The 19,684-nt window shown below is 68.3% G+C and carries 17 protein-coding genes; all 17 read left to right on the forward strand.

What is annotated here, in order from left to right; all coding sequences use genetic code 11:
- Positions 1–6 precede the first annotated feature (6 nt).
- Positions 7–1,398, forward strand: a complete 1,392-nt coding sequence (gene lysA / locus AB0D12_RS11925) for a diaminopimelate decarboxylase (RefSeq protein ID WP_362680018.1) — start codon at positions 7–9, stop codon at positions 1,396–1,398.
- A 99-nt stretch (positions 1,399–1,497) separates the two neighbouring features.
- Positions 1,498–2,787, forward strand: coding sequence for a homoserine dehydrogenase (locus AB0D12_RS11930; protein WP_362680565.1), 1,290 nt, complete (start codon positions 1,498–1,500; stop codon positions 2,785–2,787).
- A 7-nt stretch (positions 2,788–2,794) separates the two neighbouring features.
- Positions 2,795–3,865, forward strand: coding sequence for a threonine synthase (gene thrC / locus AB0D12_RS11935; protein WP_362680021.1), 1,071 nt, complete (start codon positions 2,795–2,797; stop codon positions 3,863–3,865).
- 358 nt (positions 3,866–4,223) lie between these two features.
- Positions 4,224–5,141: a homoserine kinase gene (gene thrB / locus AB0D12_RS11940; protein ID WP_362680023.1), complete on the forward strand. Its 918-nt coding sequence runs from the start codon at positions 4,224–4,226 to the stop codon at positions 5,139–5,141.
- A gap of 388 nt (positions 5,142–5,529) precedes the next feature.
- Positions 5,530–7,596, forward strand: coding sequence for a transcription termination factor Rho (gene rho / locus AB0D12_RS11945; protein WP_362680026.1), 2,067 nt, complete (start codon positions 5,530–5,532; stop codon positions 7,594–7,596).
- A 297-nt stretch (positions 7,597–7,893) separates the two neighbouring features.
- On the forward strand, positions 7,894–9,654 hold the full coding sequence (locus AB0D12_RS11950; protein ID WP_362680028.1) for a trypsin-like serine protease: 1,761 nt from the start codon (positions 7,894–7,896) through the stop codon (positions 9,652–9,654).
- Positions 9,655–9,849: 195 nt separating this feature from the next.
- Complete coding sequence (locus AB0D12_RS11955; protein ID WP_362680031.1) at positions 9,850–10,956, forward strand: LCP family protein; 1,107 nt, start codon at positions 9,850–9,852, stop codon at positions 10,954–10,956.
- A gap of 138 nt (positions 10,957–11,094) precedes the next feature.
- Positions 11,095–11,319, forward strand: coding sequence for a 50S ribosomal protein L31 (gene rpmE, locus AB0D12_RS11960; RefSeq protein ID WP_362680033.1), 225 nt, complete (start codon positions 11,095–11,097; stop codon positions 11,317–11,319).
- Positions 11,320–11,423: 104 nt separating this feature from the next.
- Entirely contained in the window at positions 11,424–12,503 is a 1,080-nt protein-coding gene (gene prfA, locus AB0D12_RS11965; protein ID WP_327326101.1) for a peptide chain release factor 1, read from the forward strand.
- A gap of 34 nt (positions 12,504–12,537) precedes the next feature.
- Positions 12,538–13,419: a peptide chain release factor N(5)-glutamine methyltransferase gene (prmC, locus tag AB0D12_RS11970; RefSeq protein ID WP_362680036.1), complete on the forward strand. Its 882-nt coding sequence runs from the start codon at positions 12,538–12,540 to the stop codon at positions 13,417–13,419.
- 56 nt (positions 13,420–13,475) lie between these two features.
- Positions 13,476–14,123, forward strand: coding sequence for an L-threonylcarbamoyladenylate synthase (locus tag AB0D12_RS11975; protein WP_327326104.1), 648 nt, complete (start codon positions 13,476–13,478; stop codon positions 14,121–14,123).
- On the forward strand, positions 14,120–14,767 hold the full coding sequence (locus tag AB0D12_RS11980) for a protein-tyrosine-phosphatase (RefSeq protein WP_362680039.1): 648 nt from the start codon (positions 14,120–14,122) through the stop codon (positions 14,765–14,767). Before AB0D12_RS11975 ends, AB0D12_RS11980 begins: the two co-directional genes overlap by 4 nt.
- A 103-nt stretch (positions 14,768–14,870) precedes the next feature.
- Entirely contained in the window at positions 14,871–16,142 is a 1,272-nt protein-coding gene (gene glyA / locus AB0D12_RS11985) for a serine hydroxymethyltransferase (protein WP_362680041.1), read from the forward strand.
- 106 nt (positions 16,143–16,248) lie between these two features.
- The gene (locus AB0D12_RS11990) at positions 16,249–17,601 is read left to right on the forward strand and encodes an MraY family glycosyltransferase (protein ID WP_362680044.1); all 1,353 of its coding nucleotides are present in this window, start codon (positions 16,249–16,251) and stop codon (positions 17,599–17,601) included.
- 264 nt (positions 17,602–17,865) lie between these two features.
- Positions 17,866–18,303, forward strand: a complete 438-nt coding sequence (locus AB0D12_RS11995) for a hypothetical protein (protein WP_327326108.1) — start codon at positions 17,866–17,868, stop codon at positions 18,301–18,303.
- Positions 18,304–18,513: 210 nt separating this feature from the next.
- Complete coding sequence (gene atpB, locus AB0D12_RS12000) at positions 18,514–19,356, forward strand: F0F1 ATP synthase subunit A (RefSeq protein WP_362680568.1); 843 nt, start codon at positions 18,514–18,516, stop codon at positions 19,354–19,356.
- 68 nt (positions 19,357–19,424) lie between these two features.
- Complete coding sequence (locus tag AB0D12_RS12005) at positions 19,425–19,676, forward strand: F0F1 ATP synthase subunit C (protein WP_324976791.1); 252 nt, start codon at positions 19,425–19,427, stop codon at positions 19,674–19,676.
- Positions 19,677–19,684 lie beyond the last annotated feature (8 nt).

The raw sequence follows: 19,684 nt of genomic DNA on the forward strand, positions 1-19,684 counted from the left end.
ACGAAAATGAGCCGTTCCGCACACCCCGCCGGGCCCCGCCACGCAGACGTCCTCCCCGAGGGCCACTACACCGCCCCGCCGACCGACCTCAACGTTCTCGACGAGAAGGTCTGGGCCAGGACGGTCACCCGGAACGAGGATGGCGCCGTCTCCGTCGGCGGGATCGAAGTGACGCGGCTGGCCGAGGAGTTCGGCACCCCCGCCTACTTCCTCGACGAGGACGACTTCCGGGCCCGCTGCCGTGCCTGGGCCGACGCCTTCGGCAAGGACGCGGATGTGTTCTACGCGGGCAAGGCGTTCCTGTCCCGGGCAGTGGTCAGGTGGCTCAAGGAGGAAGGCCTCAATCTCGACGTCTGCTCCGGGGGCGAGCTCACCACCGCCCTCGACGCCGGGATGCCCGCCGAGCGCATCGCCTTCCACGGCAACAACAAGTCCGAGGAAGAGATCGAACGAGCCGTACGCGTCGGCGTCGGGCGCATCGTTCTCGACTCCTTCCAGGAGATTGTGCGCGTAGCGCACATCGCCCAGCGGCAGGGCAAGCGCCAGCGCGTCCAGATCCGTGTCACCGTCGGCGTCGAGGCGCACACGCACGAGTTCATCGCCACCGCCCACGAGGACCAGAAGTTCGGGATCGCACTCGCCGGTGGGCAGGCCGCCGAGGCCGTACGGCGCGCCCTCAGGCTCGACGGACTCGAGCTGATCGGTATTCACTCGCACATCGGCTCGCAGATCTTCGACATGGCCGGTTTCGAGGTGTCCGCGCGCCGCGTCGTGCAGCTGCTCGCCGAAGTACGGGACGAGCACGGTATCGAGCTGCCCGAGATCGACCTCGGCGGCGGTCTCGGCATCGCGTACACCTCCGACGACGACCCGCGCGAGCCGCACGACATCGCCAAGGCCCTCAGCGAGATCGTCACCCGTGAGTGTGAGGCCGCGAACCTGCGGACGCCCCGGATCTCCGTCGAGCCGGGCCGCGCCATCGTCGGGCCCACCGCCTTCACCCTCTACGAGGTCGGCACCATCAAGCCGCTCGAGGGACTGCGTACGTACGTCTCCGTCGACGGCGGCATGTCGGACAACATCCGTACGGCCCTCTACGACGCCGAGTACAGCGTCGCGCTCGTGTCGAGGACCTCCGACGCGGAGCCGATGCTCACCCGCGTCGTGGGCAAGCACTGCGAGAGCGGCGACATTGTCGTCAAGGATGCCTTCCTCCCGGCCGACCTCGCGCCCGGCGATCTGATCGCCGTGCCCGCCACCGGCGCGTACTGCCGCTCGATGGCCAGCAACTACAACCACGCACTGCGCCCGCCCGTCGTCGCCGTCAAGGACGGCGAGGCGCGCGTGATCGTCCGGCGTGAGACGGAGGAAGATCTCCTGCGTCTCGATGTCGGTTAGTTGAGATAGATGTCTCGCATGCCGGACGGGGGATAGAAACTCCCGTCCGGTGAGTGAGACTGGTCCACACCGTAGATGTACACGAAACGAGGTCGGATGATGCGTACGCGTCCGCTGAAGGTGGCGCTGCTGGGCTGTGGAGTGGTCGGCTCAGAGGTGGCGCGCATCATGACGACGCACGCCGACGACCTCGCGGCTCGTATCGGCGCTCCGGTGGAACTGGCGGGCGTGGCGGTCCGCCGGCCCTCCAAGGTGCGCGAGGGCATCGACCCCGCGCTGATCACCACCGATGCGACTGCCCTGGTCAAACGCGGCGACATCGACGTCGTCATCGAGGTCATCGGCGGCATCGAGCCCGCCCGCTCCCTCATCACCGCCGCGTTCGAGCACGGAGCGTCCGTCGTCTCCGCCAACAAGGCGCTGCTGGCCGAGGACGGCGCGACCCTCTACGCCGCCGCCGAGGAGCACGGTAGGGATCTCTACTTCGAGGCCGCGGTCGCGGGTGCGATTCCGCTGATCAGGCCGCTGCGCGAGTCCCTCGCGGGCGACAAGGTCAACCGTGTGCTCGGCATCGTCAACGGCACGACCAACTTCATCCTCGACAAGATGGACGGCTCGGGCGCCGGCTACTCCGAGGCGCTCGACGAGGCCACCGCCCTCGGATACGCCGAGGCCGACCCGACCGCCGACGTCGAGGGCTTCGACGCCGCCGCCAAGGCCGCCATCCTCGCCGGGATCGCCTTCCACACCCGCGTACGCCTCGACGACGTCTACCGCGAGGGCCTGACCGAGGTCACCGCCGCCGACATCGCCTCCGCCAAGCGCATGGGCTGCACCGTCAAACTCCTCGCCATCTGTGAGCGCGCGGCCGACGGCCGGTCCGTCACCGCCCGCGTCCACCCGGCGATGATTCCGCTCAGCCACCCGCTCGCCTCCGTCCGCGAGGCGTACAACGCCGTATTCGTCGAGGCCGAGGCGGCCGGGCAGCTGATGTTCTACGGTCCGGGCGCCGGCGGCTCGCCGACCGCCTCCGCCGTACTCGGCGACCTCGTGGCCGTCTGCCGCAACAAGCTCGCCGAGTCCACCGGACCGGGCGAGTCCGCGTACACCCAGCTGCCCGTGAGCCCCATGGGCGACGTGGTGACGCGGTACCACATCAGCCTCGACGTGGCCGACAAGCCTGGCGTACTCGCCCAGGTGGCGACGGTCTTCGCCGAGCACGGCGTATCCATCGATACGGTCCGTCAGCAGGGCAAGGACGGCGAGGCCGACCTCGTCGTCGTCACCCACCGCGCGCCCGACGCCGCCCTCTCAGGGACCGTCGAGGCGCTGCGCAAGCTCGACACCGTGCGCGGTGTCGCCAGCATCATGCGTGTTGAAGGGGAGTAAAGGACCCATGACCAGCAAGGGCACCCACCAGTGGCGCGGCATCATCGAGGAGTACCGGGACCGTCTTCCGGTCACGGACACGACGCCGGTCGTCACACTCCGTGAGGGCGGTACGCCGCTCGTCCCCGCTCAGGTCCTCTCCGAGCGCACGGGCTGCGAGGTGCACCTCAAGGTCGAGGGCGCCAATCCCACCGGGTCCTTCAAGGACCGCGGAATGACCATGGCCATCACCAAGGCCAAGGAGGAGGGCGCGCAGGCGGTCATCTGCGCCTCCACCGGCAACACCTCCGCCTCGGCCGCGGCCTATGCCGTACGGGCCGGAATGGTCTGCGCCGTCCTGGTGCCCCAGGGCAAGATCGCCCTCGGCAAGATGGGGCAGGCGCTGGTGTACGGCTCGCGGATCCTGCAGGTCGACGGGAACTTCGACGACTGCCTGAACCTGGCCCGCCGCCTGTCCGAGAACTACCCTGTGGCGCTGGTCAATTCGGTCAATCCGTTCCGCATCGAGGGTCAGAAGACCGCTTCGTTCGAGATCGTCGACGCGCTCGGCGACGCCCCGGACATCCATGTGCTGCCGGTCGGCAACGCCGGCAACATCACGGCGTACTGGAAGGGGTACAAGGAGTACGCCGCGGACCAGATGTCCACGCACACTCCCCGAATGTGGGGCTTCCAGGCCTCCGGCTCGGCGCCGATCGTGCGCGGGGAGATCGTCAAGGACCCGTCGACCATCGCCACCGCGATCCGGATCGGCAACCCGGCCTCCTGGCAGCACGCGCTCGCCGCGCGGGATGAGTCGGGCGGTTTCATCGACGAGGTGACGGACCGTGAGATCCTGCGCGCCTACCGGCTGTTGGCCTCGCAGGAGGGCGTCTTCGTGGAGCCCGCATCGGCTGCCTCGGTAGCCGGTCTGCTCAAGGCCGCCGAGCAGGGCAAGGTCGACCCGGGCCAGAAGATCGTCTGCACGGTCACCGGAAACGGACTCAAGGACCCGGACTGGGCGGTCGCCGGAGCGCCCCAGCCGGTCACCGTGCCGGTCGACGCGGCCGCGGCCGCGGAGCAGCTCGGTCTTGCGTAAGCCCTCGGGTGAGGCCTCGGGTGAGGCTCTCCGCGGGAAGCCCCCGCGGAGAGTTCTCGAGCGGAGCTCTGGGTAAAGGTCTGGCATAAAGCTCTGGCGCAGAGCCCCGCCCGCCTTCCCGGGGCGCACCCGGGAAAGCATGGCAAGCCGGGCAACGGCATACGTAGGGGCACACGAGGCTTGCGACACGCATCGTGCGCCTCCCGTGCGCCCTATGTCGCCACTCAACCTTCCTTCGATAGGCTGTACCTGATCCCGCCCCGCCGCATATGCCGCGGTGTTGTTGCCGTTACGGCCCACGGGTGTTCGTACCTCTCGAAAAAATCTCGCAGTCAGAACCAAGGAGTGTCATCGAGCGATGGCCGGTCCAGCGTTCCGCGCCGCCGCCGTCCGAGTGCGCGTCCCCGCCACCAGCGCCAATCTCGGCCCGGGCTTCGACGCCCTCGGGCTGTCCCTTGGGCTGTACGACGACGTGGTCGTCCGGGTCGCGGACTCCGGTCTGCACATCGACATCGCGGGTGAGGGCGCCACGACGCTTCCCCGCGATGAGAGCCATCTGCTCGTACGTTCCCTGCGTACGGCCTTCGACCTGCTCGGCGGGCAGCCGCGCGGGCTCGAGGTCGTCTGCGCCAACCGCATCCCGCACGGGCGCGGTCTGGGCTCGTCGTCGGCAGCCATCTGCGCCGGCATCGTCGCCGCCCGGGCGGTGACCATAGGCGGCGACGCCAGACTCGACGACGCGGCGCTGCTCGAGCTCGCCACCGAGATCGAGGGGCATCCCGACAATGTCGCCGCGTGTCTGCTCGGCGGCTTCACGCTCGCCTGGACCGACGGGGGAGCGGCGCGCGCCATCAGGATGGATCCTGCCGATTCCGTCGTTCCGGTGGTTTTCGTCCCGGGCAAGCCGGTGCTCACCGAGACCGCGCGCGGACTGCTTCCGCGCTCCGTCCCCCATGTGGACGCCGCCGCCAACGCGGGCCGCGCCGCCCTGCTCGTCGAGGCGCTGACCAGGCGTCCCGAGCTGCTGCTGCCCGCCACGGAGGACCGGCTCCACCAGGAGTACCGCGCCCCGGCGATGCCGCAGAGCGCGGAACTTGTCAACCGACTGCGCGCCGACGGCGTCCCAGCAGTCATCTCCGGCGCCGGCCCCACCGTGCTCGCGCTGACCGAGGACGGTGTGGCCGACAAGGTCGCACGGCTGGCGGGCGAGGGGTGGGCGGCCAACCGGCTCACCTTCGACGCCGCGGGAGCGAGTGTTCTGCCGCTCGCCCAGTAGCGACACCAAGATTGCCGGTGATGGAGAGGGGGAATGTTTGTTGGAGCCGGTAGTGTTAACCTCAAGTCTGCAGCCGACGTTTTTGTGGCGCGGTGCTTAGTGTCCCCATTCGGGACCAACATTCTTCCGGGAGCCTCCCCGACCCTGCCTGAGCAGCCTGCCTGAGCAGTTTCGAGCACGCTCCGGAAACGGCACGACACCCCTCGCTTTTCCAGGAGTGGGCCGAGCAGGGGGAACCTCGGGCCGGGCTTTTGCACGTATATCTCTCCGCCGTTAATTGCCGGCGGGACCATCGCTCCGACACGGTTCGCAAACCAGGACCGACGTCGGACAGCACAACCGGTCGCCGAGCCAGAAGGCCGACGTCCGCTCCAGGGAAGGACCCTTCGTGAGCGACACCACCGATCTGATGGGCGTGACTGCCGACAACAACGTCGACACCGCCGCGCCCGCCGCAGGTGCTGCCTCTGGCACCACCTCACGGCGCCGCCGCTCCGGCACCGGCCTCGAGGGCATGGTCCTGGCCGAGCTGCAGCAGGTCGCGTCCGGCCTCGGGATCAGGGGCACCGCGCGTATGCGCAAGAGCCAGCTGATCGAGGTCATCAAGGAGGCGCAGGCGGGCGGCGGCTCGTCCGCGCCGAAGAGCGCCGAGGCGGGCACCGGCGCGGCCGAGACCAAGCCGAAGCGGCGCGCCACCTCCAAGGCGCGCACGGGCGACGAGTCCACGGCCGCTGCGGCGAAGGCGGACAAGGCCGAGAAGGCCGAGAAGGCCGTCGCCCAGCAGCAGATCGACATTCCCGGTCAGCCGGCCAGCGACGACCAGCCGGCCGCCGGTGAGCGCCGCCGTCGTCGGGCCACCGCCCAGGCGGGCAGCCCGGACACCACGAGCGAGCCCAAGGCCGACGTCAGGACCGAGGTCAGGACCGAGACGGGCGTCGACGTCAAGACGGACGTCAAGACGGACGCCCAGCCGGACGCCAAGGCCGAGGCCGCCGCCGACACTGCCGAGGGCCGGCGCGACCGCCAGGACCGGGGCCAGCGCGGTGAGCGTGGTGAGCGCGGCGGCGACCGCGGTGACCGCCGTGACCGTCAGCGCGACCGTCGCGGTGGCAAGGGCGACGACCAGCAGGGCGGCCAGCGCCAGCAGCGCCAGGGCGGCCAGCAGGGTGGTCAGCAGGGTGGTCAGCAGGGCCCGCAGGACGACTTCGACGACGAGGGCGGCCGCCGCGGACGCCGTGGCCGTTACCGCGACCGTCGTGGCCGTCGTGGCCGCGAGGACACCTTCGGCAACGAGCCGCAGGTCTCCGAGGACGACGTTCTGATCCCCGTCGCGGGCATCCTGGACATCCTCGACAACTACGCGTTCATCCGGACCTCCGGCTACCTGCCGGGCCCGAACGACGTGTACGTCTCCCTCGCCCAGGTCCGCAAGAACGGCCTGCGCAAGGGTGACCACGTCACCGGAGCGGTCCGTCAGCCGAAGGACGGCGAGCGCCGCGAGAAGTTCAACGCGCTCGTACGCCTGGACTCGGCGAACGGCATGGCGGCCGAATCCGGCCGCGGCCGCCCGGAGTTCAACAAGCTGACCCCGCTGTACCCGCAGGACCGACTGCGCCTCGAGACCGACCCGGGCATCCTGACGACCCGGATCATCGACCTCGTGTCGCCGATCGGCAAGGGCCAGCGAGGCCTGATCGTGGCCCCGCCGAAGACCGGCAAGACCATGATCCTGCAGGCGATCGCCAATGCGATCACCGTCAACAGCCCCGAGTGCCACCTGATGGTCGTCCTTGTCGACGAGCGTCCGGAAGAGGTCACCGACATGCAGCGGTCGGTGAAGGGCGAGGTCATCTCCTCGACCTTCGACCGCCCGGCCGAGGACCACACGACGGTCGCCGAGCTGGCCATCGAGCGCGCCAAGCGTCTCGTCGAGCTGGGTCACGACGTGGTCGTCCTGCTGGACTCGATCACCCGCCTGGGCCGTGCGTACAACCTCGCGGCGCCCGCCTCCGGCCGCATCCTCTCCGGTGGTGTCGACTCGACCGCGCTCTACCCGCCGAAGCGCTTCTTCGGTGCCGCGCGGAACATCGAGGACGGCGGCTCGCTGACCATCCTGGCCACCGCGCTGGTCGACACCGGCTCGCGCATGGACGAGGTGATCTTCGAGGAGTTCAAGGGCACCGGCAACATGGAGCTCAAGCTCGACCGGAAGCTCTCGGACAAGCGCATCTTCCCGGCGGTGGACGTGGACGCGTCCAGCACCCGTAAGGAAGAGATCCTGCTCGGCAGCGACGAGCTCGCCATCACCTGGAAGCTGCGCCGGGTGCTGCACGCGCTCGACCAGCAGCAGGCGATCGAGCTGCTGCTGGACAAGATGAAGCAGACGAAGTCGAACGCCGAGTTCCTGCTGCAGATCCAGAAGACGACTCCGTCCGCCGGGAACGGCAACGACTGACGTTCTTCGCAGTGAACGAGACCGCCCCGGCACGAAAGTGACGGGGCGGTCTCGTTTTCCCGTACGCCTCACCAGCCGCTGGTCAACGCCCATTTGACGGGCGTAACATGCCCTGGTTGGTGGGGGTCCGCCGCAGTACCGAGAGAGGCCGGGGGGCCTCGGATCCGGACTGCCCTGTTACTCGTATGCCCCACCGCTACCCGTTTGTCTTCCGGTAGGGCGAGTGCGCCCCGCCGGTTCAACCCGAGGGGTTACCGAGTGCAGATTCGCACCCGTGGTGGTCGGCACAAGCGCCGTATGAGAGTCGTGGTACCGGCGGCCGTTGCCGCAGTCGCCGCTCTGGTCGGCACGGGACTGGCCATGTCCGGCTCGCAGGCCGCCGAGGCCGGCGGCCCGCAGATCAGCGCCCGGCAACAGGCCGACCCGCTGTCGCAGTCGGAACTGCGCAGCCGCGCGATCAGCGCGATAAACGCAGGCAAGGCAAGCAAGCGCAGCCTCGCCAAGGAGCCCTCCGCCTCGTCGTCGCCCGACACGAGGTCGGCGCCGAGCGCCCGCATCATCGGCGGCAAGGAGACGACCATCTCGGCGGCGCCGTGGATGGCTCAGCTCTACTTCCAGGACGACGCGGGCACCGGCTACTTCTGCGGTGGCGTCGTCGTCGCCCCGACGAAGGTCGCCACCGCCGCGCACTGCGTCAAGGGCATCAAGTGGTACGCGACCGGGTCGGTCATCACCGGCACCGACCAGCTGCCCACGGACACCGGCCAGAAGGACGCGAACGGCGACGCGATCTTCGACTTCCACGGCGGGCAGGTCCGCGGGGCCTACCGTCAGTGGAACCACCCGCAGTACAGCGCGGTCACCGTCGACAACGACGTAGCCGTGCTCACCCTGGACGCGCCGGTCTCCGTGACGCCGCTGCCGATCATGCAGAACACGGACACCGCTCTGTACACGCCGGGCACGGACGCCAAGGTGTACGGCTGGGGCCGCACCAGCTCCACCGAGCCCAACAGCTCCTCGCAGACCCTCAAGGTCGCCGACGCGGACATCAACTCCAACGCCGCCTGCCAGACCGCGTACGGCTCGGACTACGTCGTCGGCCACATGGTCTGCGCCGGAGCCGCGCCGACCGGTGACGACAGCACCACCGAGACGACCTGCAACGGTGACTCCGGCGGCCCGCTGGTGGCCGGCGGCAAGCTCGTCGGCCTCGTCTCCTGGGGTGACGCGAACTGCTCGGCCCCGGGCAAGTACGGCGTCTACGCCAAGGTGAGCACGTACTCGGCCCCGATCCGGGCCCGGGTCAACGACAGCAACTGGAGCAACGACCACGCCGCGGACCTGCTGGCCCGCCGTGCGTCGGACAGCACGCTGTTCGGCTGGACCTCGAAGATCACCAGCCTCACCCGCCAGTTCAACCACGGCGCCTTCGGTGGTGTGACCCTGATGGTTCAGGCCGACCTGAACCGCGACGACTACCAGGACCTCATTTTCCGCGCGCCGAACGGTGACGTCTACTGGGCCTACGACCCCAAACTGGACCCGAAGCTCATCGCCAAGGCCTGGGGCACGCACAAGCAGATCCTGGTCCCCGGCGACCTGACCGGCGACGATCTGCCGGACATGATGACCGTCAACTCCGCGGGCAACGCATACCTCTACCCGGGCAAGGGCACCGGCGCCTTCGCCGCGCCGATCCTGATCGGCTCCGGCTGGGGGCAGTACAGCATGGTCCGCGGTCACGGTGACTTCACCGGCGACGGACGGGCCGACATTTTGGCCCGCGGCGCCGGCGGCTCCACCTACCTGTACACGGGCACCGGCAAGGCCGGCAGCGCGTTCGCGGCCCGCCGCCTCGTCGCCACCTTCGGCACCTCCTTCAACGCGCTCGTCACCACCGGCGACGTGAACAGCGACGGAAACGCCGACCTCTTCGCCCGTGACACCACCGGCAAGCTCTGGCTCTACCCGGGCAACGGGAAGTCCACCGGTGGGATCTTCGCCACACGGGTGGCCTTCGGCACCGGCTGGCAGGCGTACAACCTCTTCGGCTAAAGCCCCAGCGCACACGCCGAGTTGTGCCCACCGTGCCTCGCACGGTGGGCACAGCGCTTTCTTACGGAGCTCTTAGCTCCCTGTGCAACCCTTCTTGCTTCTTCACCGTCTGACCGATGTGTCCGACAAGTACCGACAAACCGTGCCTGTTCACCACGGCAGGGGGTAGCGGGAACAGCGAGAGCCGAGGAGAGCATGGGCGAGCAGAGCAGCACCGGAAGCCGAATACGCAGCCGCGGCAAGCGCCGCAGGCAGCCCAGCAGGGGCCGCCGGGCGATGACCATTGCCGCGTGGTCCGCAGCAGGTCTGGTGCTGGTCGGTGGATCCGGCCTCGGATACGTCTACTTCAAGCTGAACGGCAACATCAAGGGCGTCGACATCAACGCCGCGCTCGGCACCGACCGCCCCGAGAACGTCGACAACGGCTCCATGGACATTCTGGTCCTGGGCTCCGACTCCCGCTCCGGCGCCAACTCCGAGTACGGCGTCGACGAAGGTGCCGCCCGTTCCGACACCGCGATGATGGTGCACGTCTACGAGGGCCACAAGAAGGCCAGCGTTGTCTCCATCCCGCGCGACACCCTCGTCGACCGACCGCGCTGCGCCGACGCGAAGGGCAGCTCCGTCTCCGGCGAGAAGCGCGCCATGTTCAATACCGCGTACGAGGTCGGCGGCCCGGCCTGCGCGGTGAAGACCCTCGAGAAGATGTCCGGCATCCGCATGGACCACTACATCGAGGTCGACTTCACGGGCTTCAAGAAACTCATCGACAAGCTGGGCGGCGTGGAGATCACCACCACCAAGCCGATCAACGACTCCAAGAGCCATCTGCACCTGAAGCCCGGCACGCACACCCTCAACGGTGAGAAGTCGCTCGGTCTCGTACGGACCCGCAAGAGCGTCGGCGACGGCAGTGACCTCGGCCGAATACAGCTCCAGCAGGCGTTCATGAAGGCGTTCATCAACCAGGTCAAGGACGTCGGCGTCTTCACCAACCCCAAGAAGCTCTTCGACGTCGCCGACACCGCCACCAAGGCGATCACGCCCGATTCCGAGCTCGACTCGGTGCAGGAGCTGATGAGCTTCGCCAAGGGGCTCAGCGGTCTCGGCGCCGAGGACGTGCACATGATCACGATGCCGGTGGAGTACGACCCGGCCGACCCCAACCGCGTGATCCCGCTCAAGGCGGCCTCCCGTCAGGTCTGGGCGGCGCTCAAGCAGGACAAGCCGATCCCCGCCGCCGCGGTCAAGGACTCCGCCGGCGACAAGGGCGCTGCCGGTTCCCTTGTGCAGAGCCACTGACCGCGGCAGGGAATACCTCCGGCCCGACCCCGGTTTTGGGAGATACGGCCAGTCCTGGCAGACTGGTACGTCGGCCCCGGTTCACGTACGAGCAATCCGCGCGTACGACCCGGTGCCCTCCCGAAACTAGGAGACACCTTGAAGCGCGACATCCACCCCGAGTACGTCGAGACCCAGGTCAGCTGTACCTGTGGCGCGTCGTTCACCACCCGTAGCACCATCGGGTCCGGCACCGTCCGGGCCGAGGTCTGCTCCGAGTGCCACCCGTTCTACACGGGCAAGCAGAAGATCCTCGACACCGGTGGCCGTGTGGCCCGCTTCGAGGCCCGCTTCGGCAAGGCTGCCGGCTCCGCCAAGAAGTAGCGAGCCACTGCGCCGGCCCTTGGCCGCCCCTGCTCGGGGTGGCCGAGGCCGGCGCTTTGTCCGTTCTGAGCAGCCCCCTTCGTGTACAAAACCAGGAGCACCCGATGTTCGAGGCGGTCGAGGAATTGATCGGCGAGCACGCCGATCTCGAGAAGAAGCTCGCCGACCCTTCGGTCCACGCGGACCAGGCGAACGCGCGCAAGCTCAACAAGCGTTACGCCGAGCTGACCCCGATCATCGGCACGTACCGCTCCTGGAAGCAGACCGGGGACGACATCCAGACCGCGCGTGAACTGGGCGCCGACGACCCGGACTTCGCCGCCGAGGTCAAGGTGCTGGAGAAGCAGCGCGAGGAGCTCACCGAGAAGTTGCGGCTGCTGCTCGTACCGCGCGACCCCAGCGACGACAAGGACGTCATCCTCGAGGTCAAGGCCGGCGCGGGCGGCGACGAGTCCGCCCTGTTCGCCGGTGACCTGCTGCGGATGTATCTGCGCTACGCGGAGCGCGTCGGCTGGAAGACCGAGATCATCGACGCCACCGAATCCGAGCTGGGCGGCTACAAGGACGTCCAGGTCGCGGTGAAGACCAAGGGCGGCCAGGGCGCGACCGAGCCGGGACAGGGCGTCTGGGCGCGGCTGAAGTACGAGGGCGGAGTGCACCGCGTGCAGCGGGTGCCGGCCACCGAGTCCCAGGGCCGTATCCACACCTCCGCGGCAGGCGTCCTGGTGACGCCCGAGGCGGAGGAGATCGACGTCGAGATCCACGCCAACGACCTGCGGATCGACGTCTACCGCTCGTCGGGCCCCGGCGGCCAGTCCGTCAACACCACCGACTCCGCGGTGCGCATCACGCACCTGCCCACCGGCATCGTCGCCTCCTGCCAGAACGAGAAGAGTCAGCTCCAGAACAAGGAGCAGGCGATGCGTATCCTGCGTTCCAGGCTGCTTGCCGCGGCACAGGAGGAGGCGGAGAAGGAGGCCTCGGACGCCCGCCGCAGCCAGGTCCGTACCGTCGACCGCTCCGAGAAGATCCGTACGTACAACTTCCCGGAAAACCGGATCTCCGACCACCGCGTCGGCTTCAAGGCGTACAACTTGGACCAGGTGCTCGACGGGGATCTGGACACCATGATCCAGGCCTGTGTCGACGCCGACTCCGCCGCCAAACTCGCCGCCGCCCAGTAAGCCCAGCACACCGCCCCAGCCCCGGAGGACCAGCGTGCAGCTAACTCCCGGGGGACGACCCCCGTCCCCCCGATCTGTGCTGCTTGCCGAGGTGGCCCAGGCCACCCAGCGGCTGGCCGACGCCGGCGTGCCCTCGCCGCGCTTCGACGCCGAGGAGCTCGCCGCGTTCGTGCACGGCGTGAAGCGGGGAGAGCTGCACAACGTCAAGGACGCGGACTTCGACGCCCGCTACTGGGAGGCGATCGCCCGCCGCGAGGCCCGTGAGCCGCTCCAGCACATCACCGGACGTTCCTTCTTCCGCTTCCTGGAGCTGCAGGTCGGCCCCGGCGTCTTCGTACCGCGCCCGGAGACCGAGTCGGTCGTCGGCTGGGCCATAGACGCCGTACGGGCCATGGATGTCGTCGAGCCGCTCATCGTCGATCTGTGTACGGGCTCCGGGGCCATCGCGCTCGCCATGGCGCAGGAGGTGCCGCGCTCGCGTGTGCACGGAGTGGAGCTCTCCGAGGACGCGCTGCGATGGACCCGTAAGAACGCCGAGGGCTCGCGCGTCACCGTCCACCAGGGCGACGCGCTGACCGCCCTGCCGGAACTCGACGGCCAGGTCGACCTGGTCATCTCCAATCCGCCGTACATCCCGCTCACCGAGTGGGAGTATGTCGCGCCCGAGGCCCGTGACCACGACCCGGACATGGCGCTCTTCTCCGGCGAGGACGGACTGGACACCATCCGCGGTATCGAGCGCACCGCTCACCGGCTGCTGCGGCCCGGCGGCCTGGTGGTCATCGAGCACGCCGACACCCAGGGCGGCCAGGTGCCGTGGATCTTCAACGAGGAGGCCGGCTGGGCGGACGCGGCCGACCACCCCGACCTGAACAGGCGACCGCGCTTCGCGACCGCACGCAAGGCCATGCCGTGACCGGCAATCCTGACCCGCAGCATCATCTCCAGACCCTGTTCGAGGAGGGCCGTTAAATGGCACGGCGATACGACTGCAACGACGCGACCGACCGTACGACTGGTCTGCGTGAAGCCGCGTCGGCCGTCCGCCGCGGCGAGCTGGTCGTGCTGCCCACCGACACCGTGTACGGGATCGGTGCGGATGCCTTCGGCTCCGAGGCAGTCGCCGACCTGCTGGAGGCCAAGGGGCGCGGCCGCAATATGCCCACCCCTGTCCTCATCGGGTCCCCGAACACCCTGCACGGCCTGGTCACCGACTTCTCCGAGCAGGCCTGGGAGCTGGTCGACGCGTTCTGGCCGGGCGCGCTGACGCTCGTCGCCAAGCACCAGCCCTCGCTGCAGTGGGACCTGGGCGACACCCGGGGCACCGTAGCGATCCGGATGCCGCTGCACCCGGTCGCGATCGAGCTGCTCACCGAGGTCGGCCCGATGGCCGTCTCCAGCGCCAACCTCACCGGACATCCCGCGCCGGAGGACTGTGACGCCGCGCAGGAGATGCTGGGCGACTCGGTCTCGGTCTATCTGGACGGTGGCCCGACGCCGGGCATCGTCCCGTCCTCGATCGTCGACGTCACCGGCAAGGTCCCGGTCCTGCTGCGCGCGGGAGCACTCTCGGCGGACGAGCTGCGCAAGGTCGTACCCGACCTCGAGGTGGCCAATTGACCGCCCCTGAGGGGCGTGGCATAGCGGAATCCGTCAGCAACATCTCCACTTTCCGCATCCTCCACGTCAGCACCGGCAACGTCTGCCGCTCGCCGATCACCGAGCGGCTGACCCGCCATGCCCTGAGCGACCGCCTCGGCGATCCGCTGACGGGCGGCCTGATCGTGGAGAGCGCCGGCACCTGGGGCCACGAAGGCGCCCCGATGGAGGCCAACGCCGAGATCGTCCTGGCCGACTTCGGCGCGGACGCGACCGGTTTCGTCGGCCGTGAACTCCTCGACGAGCATGTGATCCGCGCCGACCTCGTCCTCACCGCGACGCGCGACCACCGCGCGCAGGTGATCTCGATGGGTCACTCGGCGGGTCTGCGCACCTTCACGCTCAAGGAGTTCACCCGGCTTGTACGGGCGATTGACCCGGCAACGTTGCCGGACCCGCGCGAAGGCGTCGTCGAGCGCGCTCGTGCCCTGGTCAGGGCGGCGGCGGCGCTGCGCGGCTGGCTGCTGGCACCGAGCCCGGACGCCGATGAGGTGTACGACCCGTACGGTGCGCCGATCACGTTCTTCCGCTCGATCGGCGACGAGATCAACCAGGCGCTGGACCCTGTGGTGACGGCTCTGACGGGCGTCTCCGCGCGGCAGTGAGGGCTCGCGGAGACGATCGGCGCGCATCGCGCCTCGCACCGGCCTACATTGGTTTCCACTGGGATTCACCTCGCGAGGACGATCCGTTCAGCTGGAGCCACAGATGCCGGTCACCGCTGCACCAGATGCCGTCCGCGTTACCACCCCCGGCGCGGATTTCGACGCCCTGCGCCGACAGGACCCGCAGATCGCCGAAGTGATCCTGGGGGAGCTGGGGCGGCAGAGCGACAGCCTTCAGCTCATCGCCGCCGAGAACTTCACCTCACCCGCGGTCCTCGCCGCCCTCGGCTCCCCGCTCGCCAACAAGTACGCCGAGGGCTACCCCGGCGCCCGCCACCACGGGGGCTGCGAGCTGGCCGACGCCGCCGAGCGGATCGCCGTCGAGCGCGCCACCGCTCTCTTCGGCGCCGAACACGCCAATGTGCAGCCGCACTCCGGCTCCTCCGCGGTCCTCGCGGCGTACGCGGCGCTGCTCAAGCCCGGTGACACCGTGCTCGCCATGGGACTGTCGTACGGCGGCCATCTCACCCACGGTTCACCCGCGAACTTCTCCGGGCGCTGGTTCGACTTCGTCGGCTACGGCGTCGACGCCGAGACCGGACTGATCGACTACGACCAGGTCCGCGCCCTGGCCCGGCAGCACCGGCCCAAGGCCATCGTCTGCGGTTCGATCTCGTACCCCCGCCATCCCGACTACGAAGCCTTCCGCGAGATCGCGGACGAGGCGGACGCCTATCTGATCGCCGATGCCGCCCACCCCATGGGCCTGATCGCCGGCGGCGCGGCCCCCAGCCCTGTCCCGTACGCCGATGTGGTGTGCGCCACCACCCACAAGGTGCTGCGCGGGCCACGCGGCGGGATGATCCTCTGCGGTTCCGAGCTGGCCGAACGCATCGACCGGGCGGTGTTCCCCTTCACCCAGGGCGGCGCCCAGATGCACACGATCGCCGCCAAGGCTGTCGCTTTCGGTGAGGCGGCGACGCCGGCCTTCGCGGCGTACGCCCATCAGGTGGTCGCCAATGCGCGGGTACTGGCCGACGGGCTCGCGGCGGAGGGCCTGTCCGTGCTGACCGGCGGCACCGACACGCATCTGATCAGCGCGGATCCAGCTCCGCTGGGCGTGGCGGGCAAGGCGGCCCGCGGCCGTCTCGCCGCGGCGGGCATGGTTCTCGACACCTGCGCACTGCCGTACGGGGACGGGCGCGGCATCCGGCTGGGCACCGCTGCCGTCACCACCCAGGGCATGGGCGAGAGCGAGATGGCGCGGATCGCGGCACTCTTCACGGCGGCGCTGCGTGAAGACGGCGAGGAGGCGCGGAAGGTCCGTACGGAGGTGCGTGACCTGACCGGTAGATTTCCGCCCTATCGCGGGTAGCCGGTGAGTCGTGCAACCATCGCCCGCGCCCGTATGTCCTCAAGCATGTGGCTACCAGAGCTAGGGTGTGGGGCTGAGATGGCCAGCGATTCCTGTGGGGCAGCCCGTGCGTGATTACCTGCTGACGCTCTGTGTTACGGCTGCGGTGACGTATCTGCTGACCGGGCCGGTGCGGAAGTTCGCCATCGCGACCGGTGCGATGCCGGAGATCCGTGCCCGCGACGTACACCGAGAGCCGACACCGCGACTCGGCGGTATCGCCATGTTCTTCGGCCTGTGCGCCGGTCTGCTGGTCGCGGACCATCTGCAGAACCTCAACAGCGTCTTCGAGCTGTCCAATGAACCGCGGGCACTGCTCTCCGGCGCTGCCCTGATCTGGATCATCGGTGTCCTCGACGACAAGTTCGAGATCGATGCCCTGATCAAGCTGGGCGGCCAGATGATCGCCGCGGGCGTGATGGTGATCCAGGGTCTGACGATCCTGTGGATTCCCGTCCCCGGTGTCGGCACCGTCTCGCTGACCCAGTGGCAGGGCACCCTGCTGACCGTCGCCCTCGTCGTCATCACCATCAACGCGGTGAACTTCGTGGACGGCCTGGACGGCCTCGCCGCCGGCATGGTCTGCATCGCCGCCGCGGCCTTCTTTCTCTACTCGTACCGGATCTGGTTCAGCTACGGCATCGAGGCGGCGGCGCCCGCCAGCCTGTTCACCGCGATCCTGATGGGCATGTGCCTCGGCTTCCTGCCGCACAACATGCACCCGGCGCGCATCTTCATGGGCGACTCGGGATCGATGCTGATCGGCCTGGTGCTCGCGGCGGCCGCGATCTCGGTGACAGGACAGGTGGACCCGGACGCCCTGAAGATCTTCGAGGGAAGCACCCGCCAGGCCACCCACGCGGCGCTGCCGGTCTTCATCCCTCTGCTGCTGCCGCTGACGATCATCGCGATCCCGGTCGCCGACCTGGTGCTCGCGATCGTCCGCCGTACCTGGAACGGACAGTCGCCGTTCGCGGCGGACCGTGGCCATCTGCACCACCGGCTCCTGGAGATCGGACATTCGCACAGCCGAGCAGTCCTGATCATGTACTTCTGGTCGGCACTGATCGCCTTCGGTGTCGTCGCGTACTCGGTGCACTCGGCGTCGATGTGGAGCGTGCTGCTCATTGTGGCGCTGAGCGCGGTAGGCCTCGTGCTTCTGCTGCTGCCGCGCTTCACTCCGCGCGCCCCGCGTTGGGCGGAGGCTTTCGTTCCGCCGCGTTACCGGCGCCGCAAGACCGTTCCCGGGTCTGCGGTCCCCGCGTACGAGTCGGAGGCGGCGGAGGCGTCACAGGTGTCGCAGGCGTCGCACGAGGAGCCCGAGGAGCGGACCCCGGTTCCGGCGGGCGTCAACGGAGCGACTGCTATCGGCCCCCGTTCGCGTTTCCCGGACCGGCGGAAGGCCGGAACGCGCGGGTGACGAGTCGCTGTATGTTCGCCCATTACCAGACATAGCGACCAGTTATTGTGCACACACGCGCGCACTCACTCTCATGTGTGACAGTCAGCACACCCCTCAGGTAAAGACCTCATCAAATAGTTTGTGATACCGTTCACGAGACCCGGAGACAGAGCCGAAAGACCGTAGTGCGACGGTTCTTTGGCCCCGAGGACCCAACTCGGACCGGGCCTACGCTCGTCCATGACGACACCACTGCCCCCACCAGCAAGCGGAGCTGCCGCCATGCCGTCCAACGACGTCCGGACTCTCCTTCGAGCCGCCGTACCCACCGCTGTCGCCGGCGCTGTTGCCGTCGCGATCAGCGCGGTGGTCGCCGGCGGTAAGGGAGCTGTAGGCGCTGTCGTTGCGACGCTGGTTGTGATCCTGTTCATGGGGATCGGGCTGGTGGTCCTGGAGCGGACGGCCAAGTCGCTTCCGCATCTGTTCCAGGCCATGGGGCTCATGCTCTATGCAGCACAGATTCTGCTGCTGTTCATCTTTGTCGCCGCATTCAAGAACACCACGTTGTTCAACCCGAAGGCCTTCGCCATCACGCTGGTCGCAGCGACCCTCGTGTGGATCGCCGCGCAGACCCGTGCGCACATGAAGGCCAAAATGCTTTATGTCGAACCGGACTCCTCCGAGGGCAAGAAGCCCGAGAACAAGGGGTCTTCCTCGTGAGGGGTAGGGCCGGTATAAGCACGCGTTCGCGATCCTGCTATCGTCCGGTGCCAACTGCGGCATTGCGGGCGCGGGCATCTGAGCTGACGCCTGCTCAATCGCGAGGCTCCCTGCCTGCCGGCCGCCCCCACATCCGTAACACCAGTCCAGTGCCGATCAGCGGCTGTGCGCCGCGCCGACACAACGAGGTTGCCGTACCTATGCGCCACGCTGAAGGAGCCCGCGGTGAGTGCTGACCCGACGACGGTGCTCGCCTTCGAGACCGATTGCCACATCTTCCAGAACAGCGGTTGTGGTTTCCCGGCTCCCGGCCTGCACTCGTTCCTGTTCCAGCCCCTCTGGGGCGACGGGGACAGCAACTTGTACTTCAACAAGACGATGCTGTTGGCGCTGCTCGGCTCGATCATCATCGTCGGCTTCTTCTGGGCGGCCTTCCGTAAGCCGAAGGTTGTTCCCGGCAAGCTTCAGATGGTGGCCGAGGCCGGCTACGACTTCGTACGCCGAGGCGTCGTCTACGAGACGATCGGCAAGCGCGACGGCGAGAAGTACGTCCCGCTGGTGGTCTCCCTGTTCTTCTTCGTCTGGATGATGAACCTCTGGTCCATCATTCCGGTCGCCCAGTTCCCCGTGACGGCGATCATTTCGTACCCGGTTGCGCTCGCCGCGATCGTGTACGTCCTGTGGGTCAGCCTGACCTTCAAGAAGCACGGTTTCGTCGGAGCTTTCAAGAACTTCTCGGGCTACGACAAGAGCCTCGGCCCGGTCCTGCCGCTCTCGATGACCATCGAGCTCTTCTCGAACCTGCTCGTCAGGCCGTTCACGCACGCCGTCCGGCTCTTTGCCAACATGTTCGCGGGCCACACCCTGCTGCTGCTCTTCACGATCGCCAGCTGGTACTTGCTCAACGGCATCGGCATCGCCTACGCAGGTGTCTCGTTCGTGATGGTCATCGTGATGACCGCCTTCGAGCTCTTCATCCAGGCTGTCCAGGCCTATGTGTTCGTCCTGCTGACCTGCAGCTACATCCAGGGCGCTCTCGCCAAGGGCCACTGAGCACCCAACCTCCTGAAGCACCCGGTGGCCAACCCCCACCGGACCAAGAAAGAGAAGGAAGAACCGGCATGTCTGCTCTCCAGACCCTCGCCGCCACCAGCGTCGAAATCAAGGGCAACCTCGGCTCTATCGGTTACGGCCTTGCGGCCATCGGCCCCGGTGTCGGCGTCGGCATCATCTTCGGTAACGGTACCCAGGCTCTCGCCCGTCAGCCCGAGGCCGCCGGCCTGATCCGCCAGAACCAGATCCTCGGCTTCGCCTTCTGTGAGGCGCTCGCCCTGATCGGTCTGGTCATGCCGTTCGTCTACCCGACCTCCTGACCGGTCGC

The sequence above is a fragment of the Streptomyces sp. NPDC048479 genome, from assembly GCF_040651435.1.
Classification (GTDB): Bacteria; Actinomycetota; Actinomycetes; order Streptomycetales; family Streptomycetaceae; genus Streptomyces.